11 protein-coding genes are annotated in these 15909 nt (G+C 72.7%); 6 read left to right on the top strand and 5 right to left on the bottom strand.

What is annotated here, in order from left to right:
* Window positions 1-55: 55 nt before the first annotated feature.
* Window positions 56-667, bottom strand: a complete 612-nt coding sequence (locus ACFYMO_RS11760) for a TetR family transcriptional regulator (protein ID WP_276476377.1) — start codon at window positions 665-667, stop codon at window positions 56-58.
* A 199-nt stretch (window positions 668-866) separates the two neighbouring features.
* On the opposite strand from ACFYMO_RS11760, the gene ACFYMO_RS11755 reads away from it, so the two are divergent.
* The gene (locus tag ACFYMO_RS11755) at window positions 867-2837 is read left to right on the top strand and encodes an NHL domain-containing thioredoxin family protein (protein WP_388545845.1); all 1971 of its coding nucleotides are present in this window, start codon (window positions 867-869) and stop codon (window positions 2835-2837) included.
* Between the two features lie 25 nt (window positions 2838-2862).
* The gene (locus ACFYMO_RS11750; protein WP_366773045.1) at window positions 2863-3825 is read left to right on the top strand and encodes an aminoglycoside phosphotransferase family protein; all 963 of its coding nucleotides are present in this window, start codon (window positions 2863-2865) and stop codon (window positions 3823-3825) included.
* A 79-nt stretch (window positions 3826-3904) separates the two neighbouring features.
* Here ACFYMO_RS11750 and ACFYMO_RS11745 read toward each other — a convergent pair whose 3' ends face one another.
* The 3 genes from ACFYMO_RS11745 to ACFYMO_RS11735 all read right to left on the bottom strand — a co-directional run bounded on the left by ACFYMO_RS11745 (window position 3905) and on the right by ACFYMO_RS11735 (window position 7586).
* Window positions 3905-4132, bottom strand: coding sequence for a hypothetical protein (locus ACFYMO_RS11745; protein ID WP_019356826.1), 228 nt, complete (start codon window positions 4130-4132; stop codon window positions 3905-3907).
* 189 nt (window positions 4133-4321) lie between these two features.
* Window positions 4322-5620, bottom strand: a complete 1299-nt coding sequence (locus ACFYMO_RS11740; RefSeq protein ID WP_366773044.1) for a M18 family aminopeptidase — start codon at window positions 5618-5620, stop codon at window positions 4322-4324.
* A 139-nt stretch (window positions 5621-5759) separates the two neighbouring features.
* Complete coding sequence (locus ACFYMO_RS11735) at window positions 5760-7586, bottom strand: acyl-CoA dehydrogenase (RefSeq protein ID WP_366773043.1); 1827 nt, start codon at window positions 7584-7586, stop codon at window positions 5760-5762.
* 117 nt (window positions 7587-7703) lie between these two features.
* Here ACFYMO_RS11735 and ACFYMO_RS11730 point away from each other — a divergent pair, with 117 nt between their 5' ends.
* A complete protein-coding gene (locus tag ACFYMO_RS11730) occupies window positions 7704-8279 on the top strand; it encodes an SseB family protein (RefSeq protein WP_366773042.1) in 576 nt (191 codons plus the stop codon).
* 54 nt (window positions 8280-8333) lie between these two features.
* On the opposite strand, the gene ACFYMO_RS11725 is transcribed toward ACFYMO_RS11730, so the two are convergent.
* Window positions 8334-10877: a SpoIIE family protein phosphatase gene (locus tag ACFYMO_RS11725; RefSeq protein WP_366773041.1), complete on the bottom strand. Its 2544-nt coding sequence runs from the start codon at window positions 10875-10877 to the stop codon at window positions 8334-8336.
* A 117-nt stretch (window positions 10878-10994) separates the two neighbouring features.
* Between ACFYMO_RS11725 and aspS the strand changes: the two genes are divergently transcribed.
* The 3 genes from aspS (at window position 10995) to ACFYMO_RS11710 (ending at window position 15731) form a co-directional block, all read left to right on the top strand.
* Window positions 10995-12791, top strand: a complete 1797-nt coding sequence (gene aspS, locus ACFYMO_RS11720) for an aspartate--tRNA ligase (RefSeq protein WP_366773057.1) — start codon at window positions 10995-10997, stop codon at window positions 12789-12791.
* Window positions 12792-13199: 408 nt separating this feature from the next.
* The gene (locus ACFYMO_RS11715) at window positions 13200-13460 is read left to right on the top strand and encodes a hypothetical protein (RefSeq protein ID WP_388545839.1); all 261 of its coding nucleotides are present in this window, start codon (window positions 13200-13202) and stop codon (window positions 13458-13460) included.
* Between the two features lie 165 nt (window positions 13461-13625).
* The gene (locus tag ACFYMO_RS11710) at window positions 13626-15731 is read left to right on the top strand and encodes a PhoX family phosphatase (RefSeq protein ID WP_366773039.1); all 2106 of its coding nucleotides are present in this window, start codon (window positions 13626-13628) and stop codon (window positions 15729-15731) included.
* Window positions 15732-15909 lie beyond the last annotated feature (178 nt).

Raw genomic sequence — 15909 nt, 5'->3', positions numbered from 1 at the left:
ATGGAGGGGCGGAGGCCGCGGCCGGCAGCCTCGGTGCGGGGTGGAGCGAGTGGACCTAAGGGGTGGGGAGTCCGGTGGCCACCATGCGCAGTGCCCGGGACAGCAGGGTCTCCATCGACTCGTCCGTGTCGCCCTGCACGAACAGTTCGAGGGCGACGTTGTTGGCGGCCAGCACGCTCGCCGCCATCAGGCGGGGATGCAGTTCGGCGCCCGAGTCCGCGCCCGTGCGCTCGGCGATCGCCGCGGCGAGTTCCTTCTCCGCGGTCTTGCTCGCGCGCAGCATCTCGGCTTCCAGCGCGGGTTCGGCCAGCATCACCCGCAGGCCGGCCGCCCAGGTGTCGGGTTCCTGGGGCGGCATGCGTGCCACTTCGGGGCCGGGCTCCAGCTGCCGCATCGCCGCACGTGTGATGGCCTCCCACAGCGGTTCGCCGGGCGGCCCGGCACGGAGTTCGGCCGCGAGCCCCAGAGCGCGTTCGAGGTAGCGGAACGCGATGGCCTCGGCCTTGCTGGAGAAGTAGTTGTTGTAGGTGCGCGGTGAGACGCCGACCGCCGCGGCGATGTCCTCGACCTTGACCCCGCCCCACCCGTGCTCGACGGTGAGCCGGACCGCGGCCCAGCTCAGCGCTGCGCGCGTGGCCTCCTTCTTCCGTTCCCGCAGACCGCTCATGGCACCCACGCTAACAAATATTGCGTGCCACGCAAATATACGTGGCACGCAATCTCGCTGGGCCGGGCTCCGCCGCGCCGCCGCCCAGGACAGGACGTGGGCGCTGTCGGCCGCCGCCGGTCGCCGACGGACCCGTGCGGCACCGCCCGCTGTCCACAGCCCCGGCCGCGCGTCCGGGGGGAATGGCAAGCTTGAACCCATGAACGATGCCGCCCCGGCGCCCACCTCCGCGTCCTCCCCCGAGCCCCGCAGCCGTGCCCGTGTCCGCGCCCCCGAACTGCGCGGACGCTCCTGGATCAACACCGGCGGCGAGGAGCTGTCCCTGGCCGACCTCCGGGGCCGGACGGTGATCCTGGACTTCTGGACCTTCTGCTGCATCAACTGCCTGCACGTCATCGACGAGCTGCGGGAGTTGGAGGAGCGGCACAAGGACACGGTGGTCGTCGTCGGGGTGCATTCGCCCAAGTTCGTGCACGAGGCCGAGCACGCCGCCGTGGTGGACGCCGTGGAGCGGTACGGGGTGGCGCACCCGGTGCTGGACGACCCGGAGCTGGCCACGTGGAAGCAGTACGCGGTGCGGGCGTGGCCGACGCTGGTGGTGATCGACCCCGAGGGGTACGTCGTCGCGCAGCACGCCGGTGAGGGGCATGTGCACGCGATCGAGCGGCGGGTGACCGAGTTGGCGGCCGAGCACGAGGCGAAGGGGACGCTGCGGCGCGGTCTCGCACCGTTCACCCCGCCGGAGCCGGTCGCCGGTGAGCTGCGCTTCCCGGGGAAGGTGCTGGCCCTGCCCGGCGGGACCTTCCTCGTCTCCGACACCACGCGGCACCAGGTGGTGGAGCTCGCCGCGGACGGCGAGACGGTGCTGCGCCGGATCGGTTCCGGGGAGCGCGGGCTGGCCGACGGCGCTGCGGAGGCCGCGCGGTTCAACGAGCCGCAGGGGCTGGCGCTGCTGCCGGGCGGCGAGGTGCTGGTCGCCGACACCGTCAACCACGCGCTGCGCCGCCTCGATCCGGCCACCGGCGCGGTGGTGACCGTCGCGGGCACCGGCGCGCAGTGGTGGCAGGGCGCGCCGACCGAGGGGGCCGCGCGGGAGGTGGCGCTCTCCTCGCCGTGGGACGTGGCCTGGTTCGAGGGGCGCGTATGGGTCGCGATGGCCGGGGTGCACCAATTGTGGACGTACGACCCGGAGATCGGCACCGTCGCCGCTGCCGCGGGTACGACGAACGAGGGGCTGGTGGACGGCCCGGCCGCCGAGGCGTGGTTCGCGCAGCCGTCCGGGCTGGCGGTCGCCGCGGACGGCAGCAGGCTGTGGGTCGCCGACTCCGAGACGAGCGCCCTGCGCTGGATCGAACGGGAGCGCGCGCACGGCGCCGAGGCCGCCGGGAGTCCCGGGGCCGACGGGCGCTCCGGCGAAGCCGACGGCCCCGCCAGTGCCGGCGAAGGCGGCGGGTTCGTGGTGCGGACCGCGGTCGGCGCCGGCCTCTTCGACTTCGGCCACCGCGACGGCGCGGCCGGCCAGGCGCTGCTCCAGCACCCGCTGGGGGTCACGGCGCTGCCGGACGGGTCGGTCGCCGTCTGCGACACCTACAACCACGCGCTGCGCCGGTACGACCCCGCCACCGGTGAGGTGAGCACCCTGGCCACCGAGCTGCGGGAGCCTTCGGGCGCGGTCCTGGCGCCCGGCGCCTCGGGGGAGGCGGAGGACGCACCGGAGATCGTCGTCGTCGAGTCGGCGCGGCACCGGCTGACCAGGCTGCGGCTTCCCGAGGACGCGGTGCGGGTCGAGGGCGTGGCACACCGCACCCAGCGGGCGGCCACCGAGGTGGCGCCCGGCGCCCTGCGGCTGGATGTGGTCTTCCAGGCCCCGGCGGGGCAGAAGCTCGACACCCGGTACGGTCCCGCGACCCGGCTGGTCGTCAGCTCGACCCCGCCCGAGCTGCTCGCCGAGGGCGGGGGCACCGGCACCGAGCTGCACCGCGAGGTCCGGCTGGCGGGAACGGAGGGCATCGCGGGGGTGCTGCACGTCTCGGCGATGGCCGCGTCCTGCGACGAGGAGGGCGAGTACCCCGCCTGCCATATGCACCAACAGGACTGGGGCGTCCCGGTGCGGCTGACCGACGGAGGCGCGGACCGGCTGCCGCTGGTGCTGGCGGGGCTGGACGGTTGACGACCGCACCGACCGGGGCGGCACGGTGACCGGCCACCAGGCGGCCGCCTATGTCGACCCGTTGACCCTGGCGTGGGTCGGCCGGCATCTGGAGCGCGGCGAACGGGTCGTCAGGGCCGAGGCGCTGCACGGTGGCATCACCGCCGCCATGCGGCGGCTGACCATCGGCACGGCCGACGGCGGCACCCGTGACCTGGTGCTGCGGAGCTTCGTCGACCCGCTCTCCGTGAGCCGTGCCGAGGACTGGCTGAACCGGGAGACCGACGCCCTGGCCCTGCTCCAGGGGACGGGTGTGCCGGCTCCGGAGCTGGTCGCGGCGGATCCGACCGCCGCGCACTGCGCGTACCCGTCGCTGCTGATGACGCATGTGGCCGGCCGGACGGTCCTCGACGACGAGGGAGTGGAGGCACGTGTCCCTCTGCTGGCCCGCCAACTCGTGGCGGTCCACGCGGTGCGGCCCGCCGTGCGGCCCCGGGTGTACGAGGCGCTGACGACGGCCGACACCGTCGTGGTGCCGGAGGGCGCCGACCCGGTGGCATGGGCCGCGGCGATCGACGTGATCCGCAGCCCCCCGCCGCCTTGTGAAGGCCGCTTCCTGCACCGGGACTTCCAGCCCGGCAACGTGCTGTTCGACGTACCGCCCGGACGTGGGGCAGCCGCCCGGCTCACCGGCGTCGTCGACTGGGCGGCGGCCTCCTGGGGCCCGGCGGACCTCGATGTGGCGCACTGCTCCACCGTCCTCGCGCTCCTGCACGGCCCGGCGTGGGGTCTGCGGTTCACCGGGGCGTACCAGGAGGCCGGCGGGGTGCTGGCGGCGACGCCGGGCGAGCGGCTGTACTGGCAGGTGCGGGACGGCCTGGCGTGCTCGGAGGAAGTGCGGGCGGTCGCCCGGCCATGGCGGGAAGCAGGCAGGACGGAGCTGACGACACGAGCCGTGGAGGAGCGGCTGGACGCCTATCTCACGGCGCTGATGGACGCGTCGGGCTGACGGGGGTGTACGCCCGGCCGGCAGGGACGGAGGGGCGGCACCCTCCCGGAGAAGAGTGCGGGCCGCGGGGCCGCCCGGCTCACTCCAGGTGGTGGCGGTTGTACTCCTCGACGACCGGGGCGCCGGGGGACGGGGGCTGCACCCGGCGGCGCTTGAGGATGCTGATGTAGGCGCACAGTCCGATCGTGCCGACGATCAGCAGGATGATGCCCATCAGGTCGACGTTGATCCCGCTGATGTCGATGTCGACCGCCAGGGTCAGAATCGCCCCCAGGGCCATCATGCCGATGCAGATGACGATGCCCATGAGTTGCCTCCAAGCACGGTTGAGCCGTCTCGGCTCGTTCGGGCCGAACTGGCTCTTCGGCCGGGCGGATTCGCTTGCCGCGCGCGGGTACCCGGTTCTGTCGGAGGCAATCACCGTCCCGCGCGGTCCCGGACCCCGCTGCCGCGCGGGGTCCGGAACCGGCGGCCGGTCACCGGGTCGGGGGGCGGGTCACTCGCCGAGGAACGCCGTGAGGCAGTTGGCCAGCAGGTAGGGGTCGTCGGCGCCGCACAGCTCCCGGGCCGAGTGCATGGAGAGGATCGCGACGCCGATGTCGACGGTGGTGATGCCGTGGCGTGCGGCGGTGATCGGGCCGATGGTGGTGCCGCACGGCACGTCGTTGTTGGAGACGAAGCTCTGCCACGGGACGCCCGCGCGTTCGCAGGCCGCGGCGAAGACGGCGCGTCCGGAGCCGTCGGTGGAGTACCGCTGGTTGACGTTGACCTTGAGGATCGGGCCGCCGTTGGGCAGCGGGTGGTGGCCGGGCTCGTGCCGCTCGGGGTAGTTGGGGTGCACGGCGTGCCCGGTGTCGGAGGAGAGGCAGACGGTGCCCGCCCAGGCGCGGGCCCGGTCCTCGTAGGAGCCGCCGCGGGCGAAGACGGAGCGCTCCAGCACCGAGCCCAGCAGCGGTCCGTCGGCGCCGGTGTCGGACTGGCTGCCGTTCTCCTCGTGGTCGAAGGCGGCGAGCACGGGGATCGCGCCGGGCTCGGCGTCGGCGCCGCGGCCCGCCGCGGCGGTCAGCGCGGCGACCCCGGCGTGCACCGACAGCAGGTTGTCCATCCGCGGACCGGCCACGAGTTCGCGGTCCCGCCCCAGGTAGGCGGGGGGCTCCACGCTGTGCGTCATCAGGTCCCAGCCGGCGATGTCCTCCACCGGCAGTCCGCTCTCCTCGGCGAGGAAGCGCAGCAGGTCGCCCTCCTCGGTCCTGCCGAGGCCCCACACGGGTGTCATGTGGCGCTGGCGGTTCAGCTTGAGGCCGTCGTTGACCTGCCGGTCGAGGTGGATGGCGAGTTGCGGTACGCGCAGCAGGGGGCGGTCCACGTGCACGAGGTGGGTGGAGCGGTCGCGCAGGGTCAGCCGGCCGCTGAGGCCCAGGTCGCGGTCGAGCCAGGTGTTGAGCAGGGCGCCGCCGTAGATCTCGACGGCGATCTGCCGCCAGTTGTGGCCGCCGGTGTCGGGCACGGGCTTGACCCGCAGGTTGGGCGAGTCGGTGTGGGCGCCGACGATCCGGAAGGGGGTGCCCGGCAGGGCGCCTTCGGGGACGTACCAGGCGATGAGCGCGCCGCCGCGCAGGACGTACTTGCCGCCCGGGGTGGCGTCCCACGTCTCGGTCTCCCGTACCTGTCGGAAGCCGGCCTTCTCCAGTTGCGCGGCCGCGTTCGCCACCGCGTGGTAGGGGGAGGGGCTGGCGGCGAGGAAGGACAGCAGACCGTCGGTGTGATCGCGGTCGAACGGCGTGGCGTTGCTCATGGGCCCACCTTACGGCGCGGTGTCCGGGCGCCGGGTGAGTGGTCGTCCCCGCTCGGGACGGGCAGCACCCCGCTCCCAGGGCGGCGGGAGCGGGGCGCGGGGGCCGGGTGGCGGCCCGGCATCGGGGTGGCGGGAGGGCTCAGAACGCCTTCTCGTCGAGCTCCATGATCGAGAGGTCCACCGCGTCGGCCAGCTCGCGCTGGACGGCGACCTGCGGCAGCACGTTCGCGGCGAAGAACTTCGCCGCGGCGATCTTGCCCTGGTAGAACGGCACGTCCTTGGCGGCGGCGCCCGCCAGTTTCTCGGCGGCCACGGCGGCGCCGCGCAGCAGCAGGTAGCCGATGACGACGTCGCCCGCGGTCAGCAGGAAGCGGGTGGTGTTGAGGCCCACCTTGTAGATGGACTTCACGTCCTTCTCGGTGGCGGCCAGGTCGGTCAGCATGGTGCCGACGATGGCCTCCAGTTCTCCGGCGGCCTTGGCGAGGTGGTCGCGGGAGGCGGCCAGCTCCTCGCCGCCCTGCGCCTCGGCGAGGAACTTCTTGATCTCCTCGGACAGCGCGGTCAGCGCCTGGCCCTGGTCGCGGACGACCTTGCGGAAGAAGAAGTCCTGGCCCTGGATGGCGGTGGTGCCCTCGTAGAGGGTGTCGATCTTGGCGTCCCGGATGTACTGCTCGATCGGGTACTCCTGCAGGTAGCCGGAGCCGCCCAGGGTCTGCAGGGACTGCGCGAGCTGCTCGTAGGACTTCTCCGAGCCGTAGCCCTTCACGATCGGCAGCAGCAGGTCGTTGAGGCGGTGGGCCGTGGCGGCGTCCTCGCCGTTGTGCTCCTTGAGCAGGATCTCGTCCTGCACCGTGGCGGTGTAGAGGACGAGGGCGCGCATGCCCTCGGCGTACGCCTTCTGGGTCAGCAGCGCGCGGCGTACGTCCGGGTGGTGGGTGATGGTGACCCGGGGCGCGGTCTTGTCCGTGAACTGGGCCAGGTCGGCGCCCTGCACCCGCTCCTTGGCGTACTCCAGCGCGTTCAGGTAGCCGGTGGAGAGGGTGGCGATCGCCTTGGTGCCGACCATCATCCGGGCGAACTCGATGATCTTGAACATCTGCCGGATGCCGTCGTGCTTCTCGCCGAGCAGCCAGCCCTTGGCGGGCTGGTTGGCGCCGAAGGTCATCTCGCAGGTGTTGGAGACCTTCAGGCCCATCTTGTGCTCGACGTTGGTGGCGTGGACGCCGTTGCGCTCGCCCAGCTCGCCGGTCTCCCAGTCGAAGTCGTACTTGGGCACGATGAACAGCGACAGGCCCTTGGTGCCGGGGCCGTGGCCCTCCGGGCGGGCCAGCACGAAGTGCACGATGTTCTCGGACATGTCGTGCTCACCGGAGGTGATGAAGCGCTTCACGCCCTCGATGTGCCAGGTGCCGTCGGCCTGCTCGGTGGCCTTGGTGCGGCCGGCGCCGACGTCCGAGCCGGCGTCCGGCTCGGTGAGCACCATCGTGGAGCCCCACTGCTTCTCGGCCATCAGCGCGGCGATCTTGTGCTGCTCCTCGGTGCCCTCCTCGTGCAGCACGCCCGCGAAGGCCGGGCCCGAGGCGTACATCCACACGGCCGGGTTGGAGCCCAGGATCGTCTCGGCGAAGCCCCACAGCAGCGAGCGCGGCGCCGTGGTGCCGCCGATCTCCTCCGGGATGCCCAGGCGCCACCACTCGGCGTCCATGTATGCCTGGTAGCTCTTCCTGAAGGCGGCGGGTACCGGTGCGGTGTTGGTGTCCGGGTCGAAGACCGGCGGGTTGCGGTCGCCCTCCTCGTAGGAGGCGGCCAGCTCGTTCTCGGCCAGCCGTGCGATCTCGGACAGCACGTTCTTGGCGGTCTCGACGTCCATCTCCGCGAACGGTCCGGTGCCGTACACCGTGTCGCGCCCGAGCACCTCGAAGAGGTTGAACTCGATGTCGCGGAGATTCGACTTGTAATGCCCCATGGCGACGGCTCCGTAGTGGCTCGCTCGTACTTGTCGGTAGTCCCATAGATGATGCTACCCGTCGGTAATAAGAAGCAACCCCTCACCACCCCTCTGTGACTCGTTACTCTTTTCGCTATGTACGGTTACGACCAGACCGGCGCTCCCCCCGGACAGGGCCACGGGCCGCAGCCCGGGCAGGGCCATGGCGGGCACGGCTACCAGCACGCCGGGCACGGCCCGCATCCCGGTCAGCAGGGTCACCAGGCGCCGCCGCCGTACGGAGCGCACCAGGGGCCGCCGCAGTACGGCCAGCCGGGAGGGCAGCAACAGCAGCCGCTCTACCCCGAGCCGTCGCCGCCCTCCCTCCAGGAGTCGATCCGCGCCTTCACGACGGGCTCGATGAGCGCCGAGGACTTCCAGGGCATCTTCTCCACCTCCAAGGTGTACTGCCCGCGCGGCGACACCCCGGGCTTTCTCGCGCTGCACAACACCCAGCAGCCGGTCATCCCGATGTTCAGCACCCTCAAGGAACTGCGCGCCTACGCCGGCAAGGAGTCGAAGTACTTCGTCATCACCGGTGCCGAGGTCCTCGACCTGCTGCCGTCGGGCTACGGCTTCGTGCTCGACATGGAGGGTGAGCACCGCGTGGTCTTCGACGCCAAGGCCGTCGAGGAGATGGTCGACTTCGCGATGCGGCGGATGTACGGCTGAGCCGACGGATGTACGACTGAGCCGACAGGCGCGCGCCCGCCCTCCCGCGCGCCCTCAGTCCTCGGGTGGCAGCGGGACCTCCGCGTCCAGGTCCCCCCACCGGTCCAAGGAGGGCTCCCCGGCGCTCTCCCGGGCGCCCCCGGCGGAGCGCGCGGTTTCCCCGCCCGCGGGGACGGCCGGGTCCCGCTCGTGGATCTCGAACCAGGTGCGCTTGCCCTCCCCGCGCGGGTCCACGCCCCACCGGTCGGCGAGCATGCCCAGCAGCATCAGCCCCCGCCCCGAGGAGGCGAGCTCCCCCGGGCTGCGGCGGTGCGGCAGCTCGTCGCTGGGGTCGGAGACCCCGACCCACAAGGTGCGGCCCTCGCCCTGCAGCGCCACGGTGATCTCCGCCACCAGCACCGCGTCCCCGTCCGTGTGCACGAGGACATTCGTCAGCATCTCCGAGAGCATCAGCACGGCGCCGTCCACCTGGTCCGGATCGCACCAGTCGTGCAGCAGGTCGTGGAGCTGGTGGCGGGCGTCGGCGATCCGGTCGGGCTGGGCCTGCGCGACGGTCAGCACCGTGCGCCGGGTGGTGACCGGTGCCCCGGCCGCCGGGGCACCCGCGCCGGTGGCGCTCCGGGAGAGCAGGAGCAGCGCGATGTCGTCCTCGCGCCGGTCGGCGGGCGCACCTGTCGGGCCCGAGGAGGTGCCGTGGCCGCCCTGCACGGCCTGGACGAGGGCGTCGGCGAGCCGTTCCAGTGCCGGGCTCCCGGTCGTCTGGCCCTCCTGCCCGGCCAGCTCCTCGGCGACCCGGCTGATCCGCTCCCAGCCCGTCCCCAGGTCGTGGCCGCCCGCCTCGATCAGCCCGTCGGTGCACATCAGCAGCCGCTCCCCCGGCTCCAGCACCAGCCGGCTGACCGGGTACTCCGCGTCGGGTTCGATGCCCAGCGGCAGGCCCCCCGCGGTGGCGCGGACCAGCAGCGGGCCGTCCGGAAGCTGCACCGCGGGGTCCGGGTGCCCGGCGCGGGCGACGTCCAGCGCCCCGGTCTCCTGATCCACCTCGACGTAGAGGCAGGTGGCGAACCGCGGCTCGGGGTGGTCGGCGGGTTCGGGCCCGGCCGCGCCGGGCGCGGGGTCCGCCGTCTCCTCGGCCGGGGCGGTGGGGGGCGGCGCGTTGACGCCTTCGCCGGCGCCCATCCCGTGCAGGAAGCGGGAGGCGCGGGAGAGCACCGCGTCCGGGTGATGCCCCTCGGAGGCGTAGGCGCGTACCGCCACCCGCAGCTGGCCCATGATGCCGGCCGCGCGGACGTCGTGGCCCTGGACGTCGCCGATGACCAGCGCGGTGCGGCCGGAGGGCAGCGGGATGACGTCGTACCAGTCGCCGCCGATCTGCAGCCCGCCCCCGGTCGGCACGTACCGCGCCGCCAGGTCCATGCCGGGGACGGCCGGGCTGTGCGCGGGCCGCATGACACGCTGCAGCCGGGCCGACAGCTCCCGCTCGGACTCGTTCAGCATGGCCCGCGAGAGGGACTGCGCCAGCATCCGGGCCACCGTGGTCAGCAGGGCGCGCTCGTCCGGGTTGAAGGCGACGGGCCGGGCGAAGGCGGCCATCCAGGCGCCGATGGTGCGCCCGGCGACGGTCATCGGAAGAAATGCCCACGCGGCGTGCCCGGGCTGGGACTCGGCGGGGCGGGCGGCGGGGAACCGGCCGGCGTACTCGGCGGGGTCGTGCAGGTAGACGGCGCGGCCGGTGCGTACCGCCTCGGCCGCCGGGTCCTCGTCCGAGAGGTGCAGCCGGGAGCCGCTGCCGCGCGGCCCGTAGCCGCCGCCGGGCACGGACGGGTGGCCGGGCCGCGGGGGTGCGCCGGGGGAGGCGCCGTAGACGGTGAGCCGGTCACCGCTGACGACGAAGACGGCCAGTGCCTCGGGAGAGAAGCCCGGCATGGCCAGCGACGAGGCGACCCGCAGCACGTCGGCCGTGGTGTACGCCTCGGCCAGCGCCCGCCCGGTGTCCAGCAGGAACGCCTCGCGGCTGCGCCGCCGGTCCCACTCGGCCGCCGGTCGCGTCCGACGGGCGGTCCCGGCGGCGGGGCGCGGAGAGGGCCGCGCTCGGGCGGCTTCCGCACCCGGTGTGCGGTCGCCGGAGTCGCGGGCCGCCGCCGAGGGGTGTCCCGGCTCCTCCGGCCGGGCCGCGCTCTCCGGCTCGGGCACCTCGTAGAGCAGCCCGGTCAGCGCGGCGGCGGTCTCGGGCGCCCCGGAGCCGCGCGCCGGGGCGACAGAGGCGGCCGGGGGCAGGGGACGCAGCACGACGCGGACGGTCCGCCGTACCTGCCCGTCGGTGTCCACCACCCGCAGCAGTGTCTCGGCGGTGGTGTTCTCGGCCAGCGCGAGGGTGACGATGCCCTGGAAGCCGACGTAGTCGACGGCGTGCAGGTGGGAGCGGACGGCGCTGCCGGAGAGTGTGTGGGCGTGGTGGGTGCCGGTCTGCGCTTCCGGCGGCTCCTCGGCGATCCCCAGGAGGCGGGCCGCGCGGGCGTCGAGGGTCACCAGACCGGTGGCGTTGTCCCAGGTCCAGAGCCCGGCGCCCAGGACAGCCAGGGCGTCGTCGGTGCGCATTGCACCACTTTATGCAGAGTCGTCGGGTTGGGGAAACGGGGCGAGGCGGGGTGGCCCAGGGCGGTACTCTGAGGGGCACTCCACTGTGACCCCTGAGCCGAACGACTTGGATGAATGATGCATCGGTACCGGTCCCACACCTGCGGCGAGCTTCGCGCCTCGGACGTCGGCACTGACGTCCGGCTGAGCGGCTGGCTGCACAATCGCCGGAACCTTGGCGGCATCCTCTTCATCGATCTGCGCGACCACCACGGCATCGTCCAGCTCGTGGTCCGGGACGAGGCCGGCGAGATCGACGAGCAGCTCGGCTCGCTGGCCAAGGAGACCGTCCTGCGGGTGGACGGCAAGGTCACGGCGCGCGGTGCGGAGAACGTCAACCCCGAGCTGCCCACCGGCGAGATCGAGGTGGAGGTCACCGAGGTCGAGGTGCTGGGCGGGGCCGAGCAGATCCCGTTCACCATCAACGCCGAGGACGGTGTGAACGAGGAGCGGCGGTTGGAGTACCGCTTCCTCGACCTGCGCCGGGAGCGCATGCACCGCAATGTGATGCTGCGCAGCAAGGTGATCGCCGCCATCCGCGCGAAGATGGTCGCCCAGGGCTTCAACGAGATGGCGACGCCCATCCTCTCGGCCACCTCTCCCGAGGGGGCCCGTGACTTCCTCGTCCCCTCCCGGCTGCATGCGGGCAGGTTCTACGCGCTGCCGCAGGCGCCGCAGCAGTTCAAGCAGCTGCTGATGATCGCCGGGTTCGACCGCTACTTCCAGATCGCGCCCTGCTTCCGCGACGAGGATGCGCGCGCCGACCGCTCGCCGGGCGAGTTCTACCAGCTCGACATGGAGATGAGCTTCGTCGAGCAGGAGGACGTGTTCCAGGTCATCGAGACGGTGATGACCGAGCTGTTCCAGGAGCTGGGCGAGGGCCGCGAGGTCACCTCCCCGTTCCCGCGCATCCCGTTCCGCGAGGCGATGGTCAAGTACGGCTCGGACAAGCCGGATCTGCGCGCCCGGCTGGAGCTGACCGATGTCTCCGCGCTCTTCGCGGGCTCCGGCTTCAAGGCGTTCGCCGACAAGCACGTACGGGCGCTGGCGGTGCCGGACACCGCGGACCAGCCGCGCAAGTTCTTCGACTCGCTGGGCGACTTCGCCGTCGAGCAGGGCGCCAAGGGCCTGGCCTGGGTCCGGGTCGGCGAGGACGGTTCGCTGGCGGGCCCGATCGCCAAGTTCCTCACCGAGGACGACGTCAAGGCGCTCACCGACACGCTGGGCCTCGTCCCCGGCCACGCGGTCTTCTTCGGTGCCGGTGAGTTCGACGAGGTCTCCAAGATCATGGGCGCGGTCCGCGTCGAGGCCGCCAGGCGCGCCGGGCACTTCGAGGAGAACGTCTTCCGGTTCTGCTGGATCGTGGACTTCCCGATGTTCGAGAAGGACGAGGAGACCGGCGAGATCGAGTTCTCGCACAACCCGTTCTCCATGCCCCAGGGCGGTCTGGAGGCGCTGCGCACCAAGGACCCGCTGGATGTGCTGGCCTGGCAGTACGACATCGTCTGCAACGGGGTCGAGCTGTCCTCCGGGGCGATCCGGAATCACGAACCGGAGATCATGTTCGAGGCGTTCGGCATCGCGGGTTACTCCGAGGAGGACGTCGAGCGCGAGTTCGGCGGCATGCTGCGCGCCTTCCGCTTCGGCGCCCCGCCGCACGGTGGGATCGCGCCGGGCATCGACCGCATCGTCATGCTGCTCGCGGACGAGCCCAACATCCGCGAGACCATCGCGTTCCCGCTCAACAACAACGCGCTCGACCTGATGATGGGCGCCCCGAGCGAGGTCGACGAGGCGCGGCTGCGCGAACTGCATCTCTCGCTGCGCAAGCCCCCGCAGGTCAAGCAGGCCGAGAAGGCCAAGCCGGCCGAGTAGGCCGAGTAGGCCGAGCAGGGCACAGCAGGCCGCCCGGTCCGGGTGGGCCCGCGGGTGCTCCGTCCGCGTCCGACACGGTCCCCTCCGTACACATACGGAGGGGACCGTGTCGTTTTCTGCACCTGGGCGTCAAGCGGCCGATCGAGCGGTCACTCTTGGTGGGGAGCGTGGCAAAGGAAGAACAACAGTCATCGATCGGCTACATATGTGCACGGAGATGACGACGAGCGCTCCAATCCGGACACATCCCGGGCACGATGCAACAGGGGCGGCGGTCCGCCCGCGTGCCGGGACGTGTGCCGCCGCGCACGGCGCCCCGCCGAGGGCGTCACGCACGGTGATACACCGCAGGTGTCGTGTGCAATGTGGCGGTCGAGCGACGAGAGTGACGGCGAAGGAGGTGGCGGCGTGCACGCCGAGGGCCCCAACCCGGGCACGTGTTGCCGCTGCGGTCTGCCGGTGCGGCACCGGGCCCTGATCGCGAACATCGAGACGGGTTCCGGACCCGGCGGCAGCGCGTACGCGTGCCTGCCCTGCGCCCGCGACTACGCCAAGACCTCGCTGGCCCCCGAGTGGATCGGCGAGACGATCGCCCATGCGGAGGCGATGCGGCTGGCCTGGGACGAGGAGCACGAGAACGGCACCCGCCGCGGGCGGCCCCCCGTCTGACCGCCACAACAGCATCCTCCCGTCCGGTCGGCGGCGGATACGGGTGACGGCGCCGTATTCACCCGCGGTTCATTCCGCGGTCGCCCTGCCGCGTATCCGCGCCCATAGCGTCACGGCGGCGTACGGCGTACAAGCGCATACCGCGCCCGGACCGGAGGAACGACCATGCGAAAGCCGCTGCCGCTGCTCACCGCGCACCCGACGGGAAGGTCGGCGATGACCTGCCGCTACCGCTGCGGCGACGCCTGCTTCCACGAGGTGCCCAACACCAGCACCAACGAGTACGCGGGTGACGTCATCGCCCGGGCCCTTACGCGCCGCTCGGTGCTGCGCGCCGGTGCCGTCGTCGGGGTCGCCGCCGCGGCAGCGGGCGCCGGGATCGCCGGTCCCGGCGCCGGGAGTGCCGCCGCCGCGCCGCAGGGCAGCGGGCACCACCCGCACGGCGGGCCGCACGGCAAGCCGGCCAAGGGCCTGCGGTACGAGCCCGTCGCTCCCAACACCGCGGACACGGTGACCGTTCCGGAGGGCTACGGGCAGAACGTCGTCATCCGCTGGGGCGAACCGATCCTGCGCGGGGCGCCGGACTTCGACCCGGCGCGGCAGAGCGCGAAGGCCCAGGCGGGGCAGTTCGGCTACAACAACGACTTCCTCACGCTGCTCCCGCTGCACTCCCGGCACCACGGCCACAGCCACGGTCACGGCGCCGACCAGCTCCTGGTGGCCAACCACGAGTACACCGACGAGGAGCTGATGTTCGCCGGGTACGACCCGGAGCAGCCCACTCGCGAGCAGGTCGAGATCGCCTGGGCGGCGCACGGCCTGTCCGTCGTCGCGGTCGCCGGTGAGCGGCGTACCGGAGCGCTGCACGCCGTGCCCCGCCACCCGCTCAACCGCCGCGTCACCGCCACCACCGAGTTCCAGCTCACCGGCCCGGCCGCGGGCAGCACGCTGCTGCGTACGGAGGCCGACCCCAGCGGGCGCCGGGTGCTGGGGACGCTCAACAACTGCTCGGGCGGCACCACGCCGTGGGGCACGGTGCTCTCCGGCGAGGAGAACTTCAACCAGTACTTCGCCAACGCGGAGCGGGTGACCGACCCCGAACGCGCCACGGCCCTCAAGCGGTACGGCATCTCGGGTGGCGCCAGCCAGCGGCGCTGGGAGGAGTTCGACCAGCGGTTCGACCTGACCGCGGAGCCGAACGAGGTGCACCGCTTCGGTTGGGTGGTGGAGCTGGACCCGTACGACCCCGACTCCACCCCCCGCAAGCACACGGCGCTCGGCCGGTTCAAGCACGAGGCGGCCCAGCCGCGGCTGTCCCGGGACGGGCACGCCGTCGTCTACATGGGCGACGACGAGCGCTTCGACTATTTCTACAAGTTCGTCTCCAAGAACCGGATGCGCCGAGGGAAGAGCGCCGAGGACCGGCGGCACAACCTGTCCCTGCTGGACGAGGGCACGCTCTACGTCGCCAAGCTGACCGGCGACAGCCCGGCGGACGAGATCGACGGCGCGGGCACCCTGCCCGAGGACGGCGAGTTCGACGGCACCGGCCGGTGGATCCCGCTGGCCGCCGGGGACCGGTCGTTCGTGCCGGGGATGAGCGCCGAGGAGGTGTACGTCTTCACCCGGCTGGCCGCCGACAAGGCCGGTGCCACGAAGATGGACCGCCCCGAGGACATCGAGCCCAGCCCCCGCACCGGCCGGGTGTACGTGGCGCTGACCAACAACACCGACCGCGGCAAGGACGGCAAGCCGGGGCCCGACGAGGCCAACCCGCGCAACGCCAACAAGCACGGCCAGGTGCTGGAGTTCGCCGAGCGCCGCAACGACCCGACGGCTCGGACCTTCTCCTGGCGGCTCTTCCTGGTCTGCGGCGACCCGGAGGACCCGGGTACCTACTTCGGCGGCTTCCCCAAGGAGCAGGTCAGCCCGATCTCCTGCCCGGACAACGTCACCTTCGACGACTACGGCAACTTGTGGATCTCCACGGACGGCAACAAGCTCGGTTCGCACGACGGGCTGCACGGTGTCGCCACGGCCGGGCCGCGGCGCGGTGAGGTACGGCAGTTCCTGACCGTCCCGACCGGCGCGGAGACCTGCGGGCCGCTGGTGCAGGACCGCCGGGTGCTCGTCGCGGTCCAGCACCCGGGCGAGGTGGACGGCGCCTCGGTGGAGAAGCCCGCCTCCACCTGGCCGGACGGACCGGGCCACTATGTGCGCCCGGCGGTGGTGGCCGTCTGGCCCGAGGACGGCTCCCCCGTCGGACGCTGACCCCGGCCGCCCGCGCGGACGGGTGGCCGGAGCCGGACAGCAGGAGCGCGGGCCCTGTCGGTGACGTCCGGCGGGGCCCGGCCCGGTCCCGCATCCCGGGCGGGCGAGGGCTGTGGGAGCGTGCGCGGTGGCGGGGCCCGCGTACCCGTGCGAGGGTGACGGCGGGGCATCTGCGACA

Origin of the sequence: Streptomyces sp. NPDC007025, assembly GCF_042869455.1 — a bacterium.
Lineage (GTDB): Bacteria > Actinomycetota > Actinomycetes > Streptomycetales > Streptomycetaceae > Streptomyces.
Note: the sequence above shows the minus strand (reverse complement) of the source record. Positions and strands in the feature narration are given on the sequence as shown.

Bases quoted from the DNA above. Each gene is read 5' to 3' on its own strand.
- ACFYMO_RS11730 (WP_366773042.1), top strand. From the start codon at position 7,704: ATGTACGGTTACGACCAGACCGGCGCTCCCCCCGGACAGGGCCACGGG.
- ACFYMO_RS11735 (WP_366773043.1), bottom strand. From the start codon at position 7,586: ATGGGGCATTACAAGTCGAATCTCCGCGACATCGAGTTCAACCTCTTC.
- ACFYMO_RS11740 (WP_366773044.1), bottom strand. From the start codon at position 5,620: ATGAGCAACGCCACGCCGTTCGACCGCGATCACACCGACGGTCTGCTG.
- ACFYMO_RS11760 (WP_276476377.1), bottom strand. From the start codon at position 667: ATGAGCGGTCTGCGGGAACGGAAGAAGGAGGCCACGCGCGCAGCGCTG.
- ACFYMO_RS11755 (WP_388545845.1), top strand. From the start codon at position 867: ATGAACGATGCCGCCCCGGCGCCCACCTCCGCGTCCTCCCCCGAGCCC.
- ACFYMO_RS11710 (WP_366773039.1), top strand. From the start codon at position 13,626: ATGCGAAAGCCGCTGCCGCTGCTCACCGCGCACCCGACGGGAAGGTCG.
- ACFYMO_RS11725 (WP_366773041.1), bottom strand. From the start codon at position 10,877: ATGCGCACCGACGACGCCCTGGCTGTCCTGGGCGCCGGGCTCTGGACC.
- ACFYMO_RS11745 (WP_019356826.1), bottom strand. From the start codon at position 4,132: ATGGGCATCGTCATCTGCATCGGCATGATGGCCCTGGGGGCGATTCTG.
- aspS (WP_366773057.1), top strand. From the start codon at position 10,995: ATGCATCGGTACCGGTCCCACACCTGCGGCGAGCTTCGCGCCTCGGAC.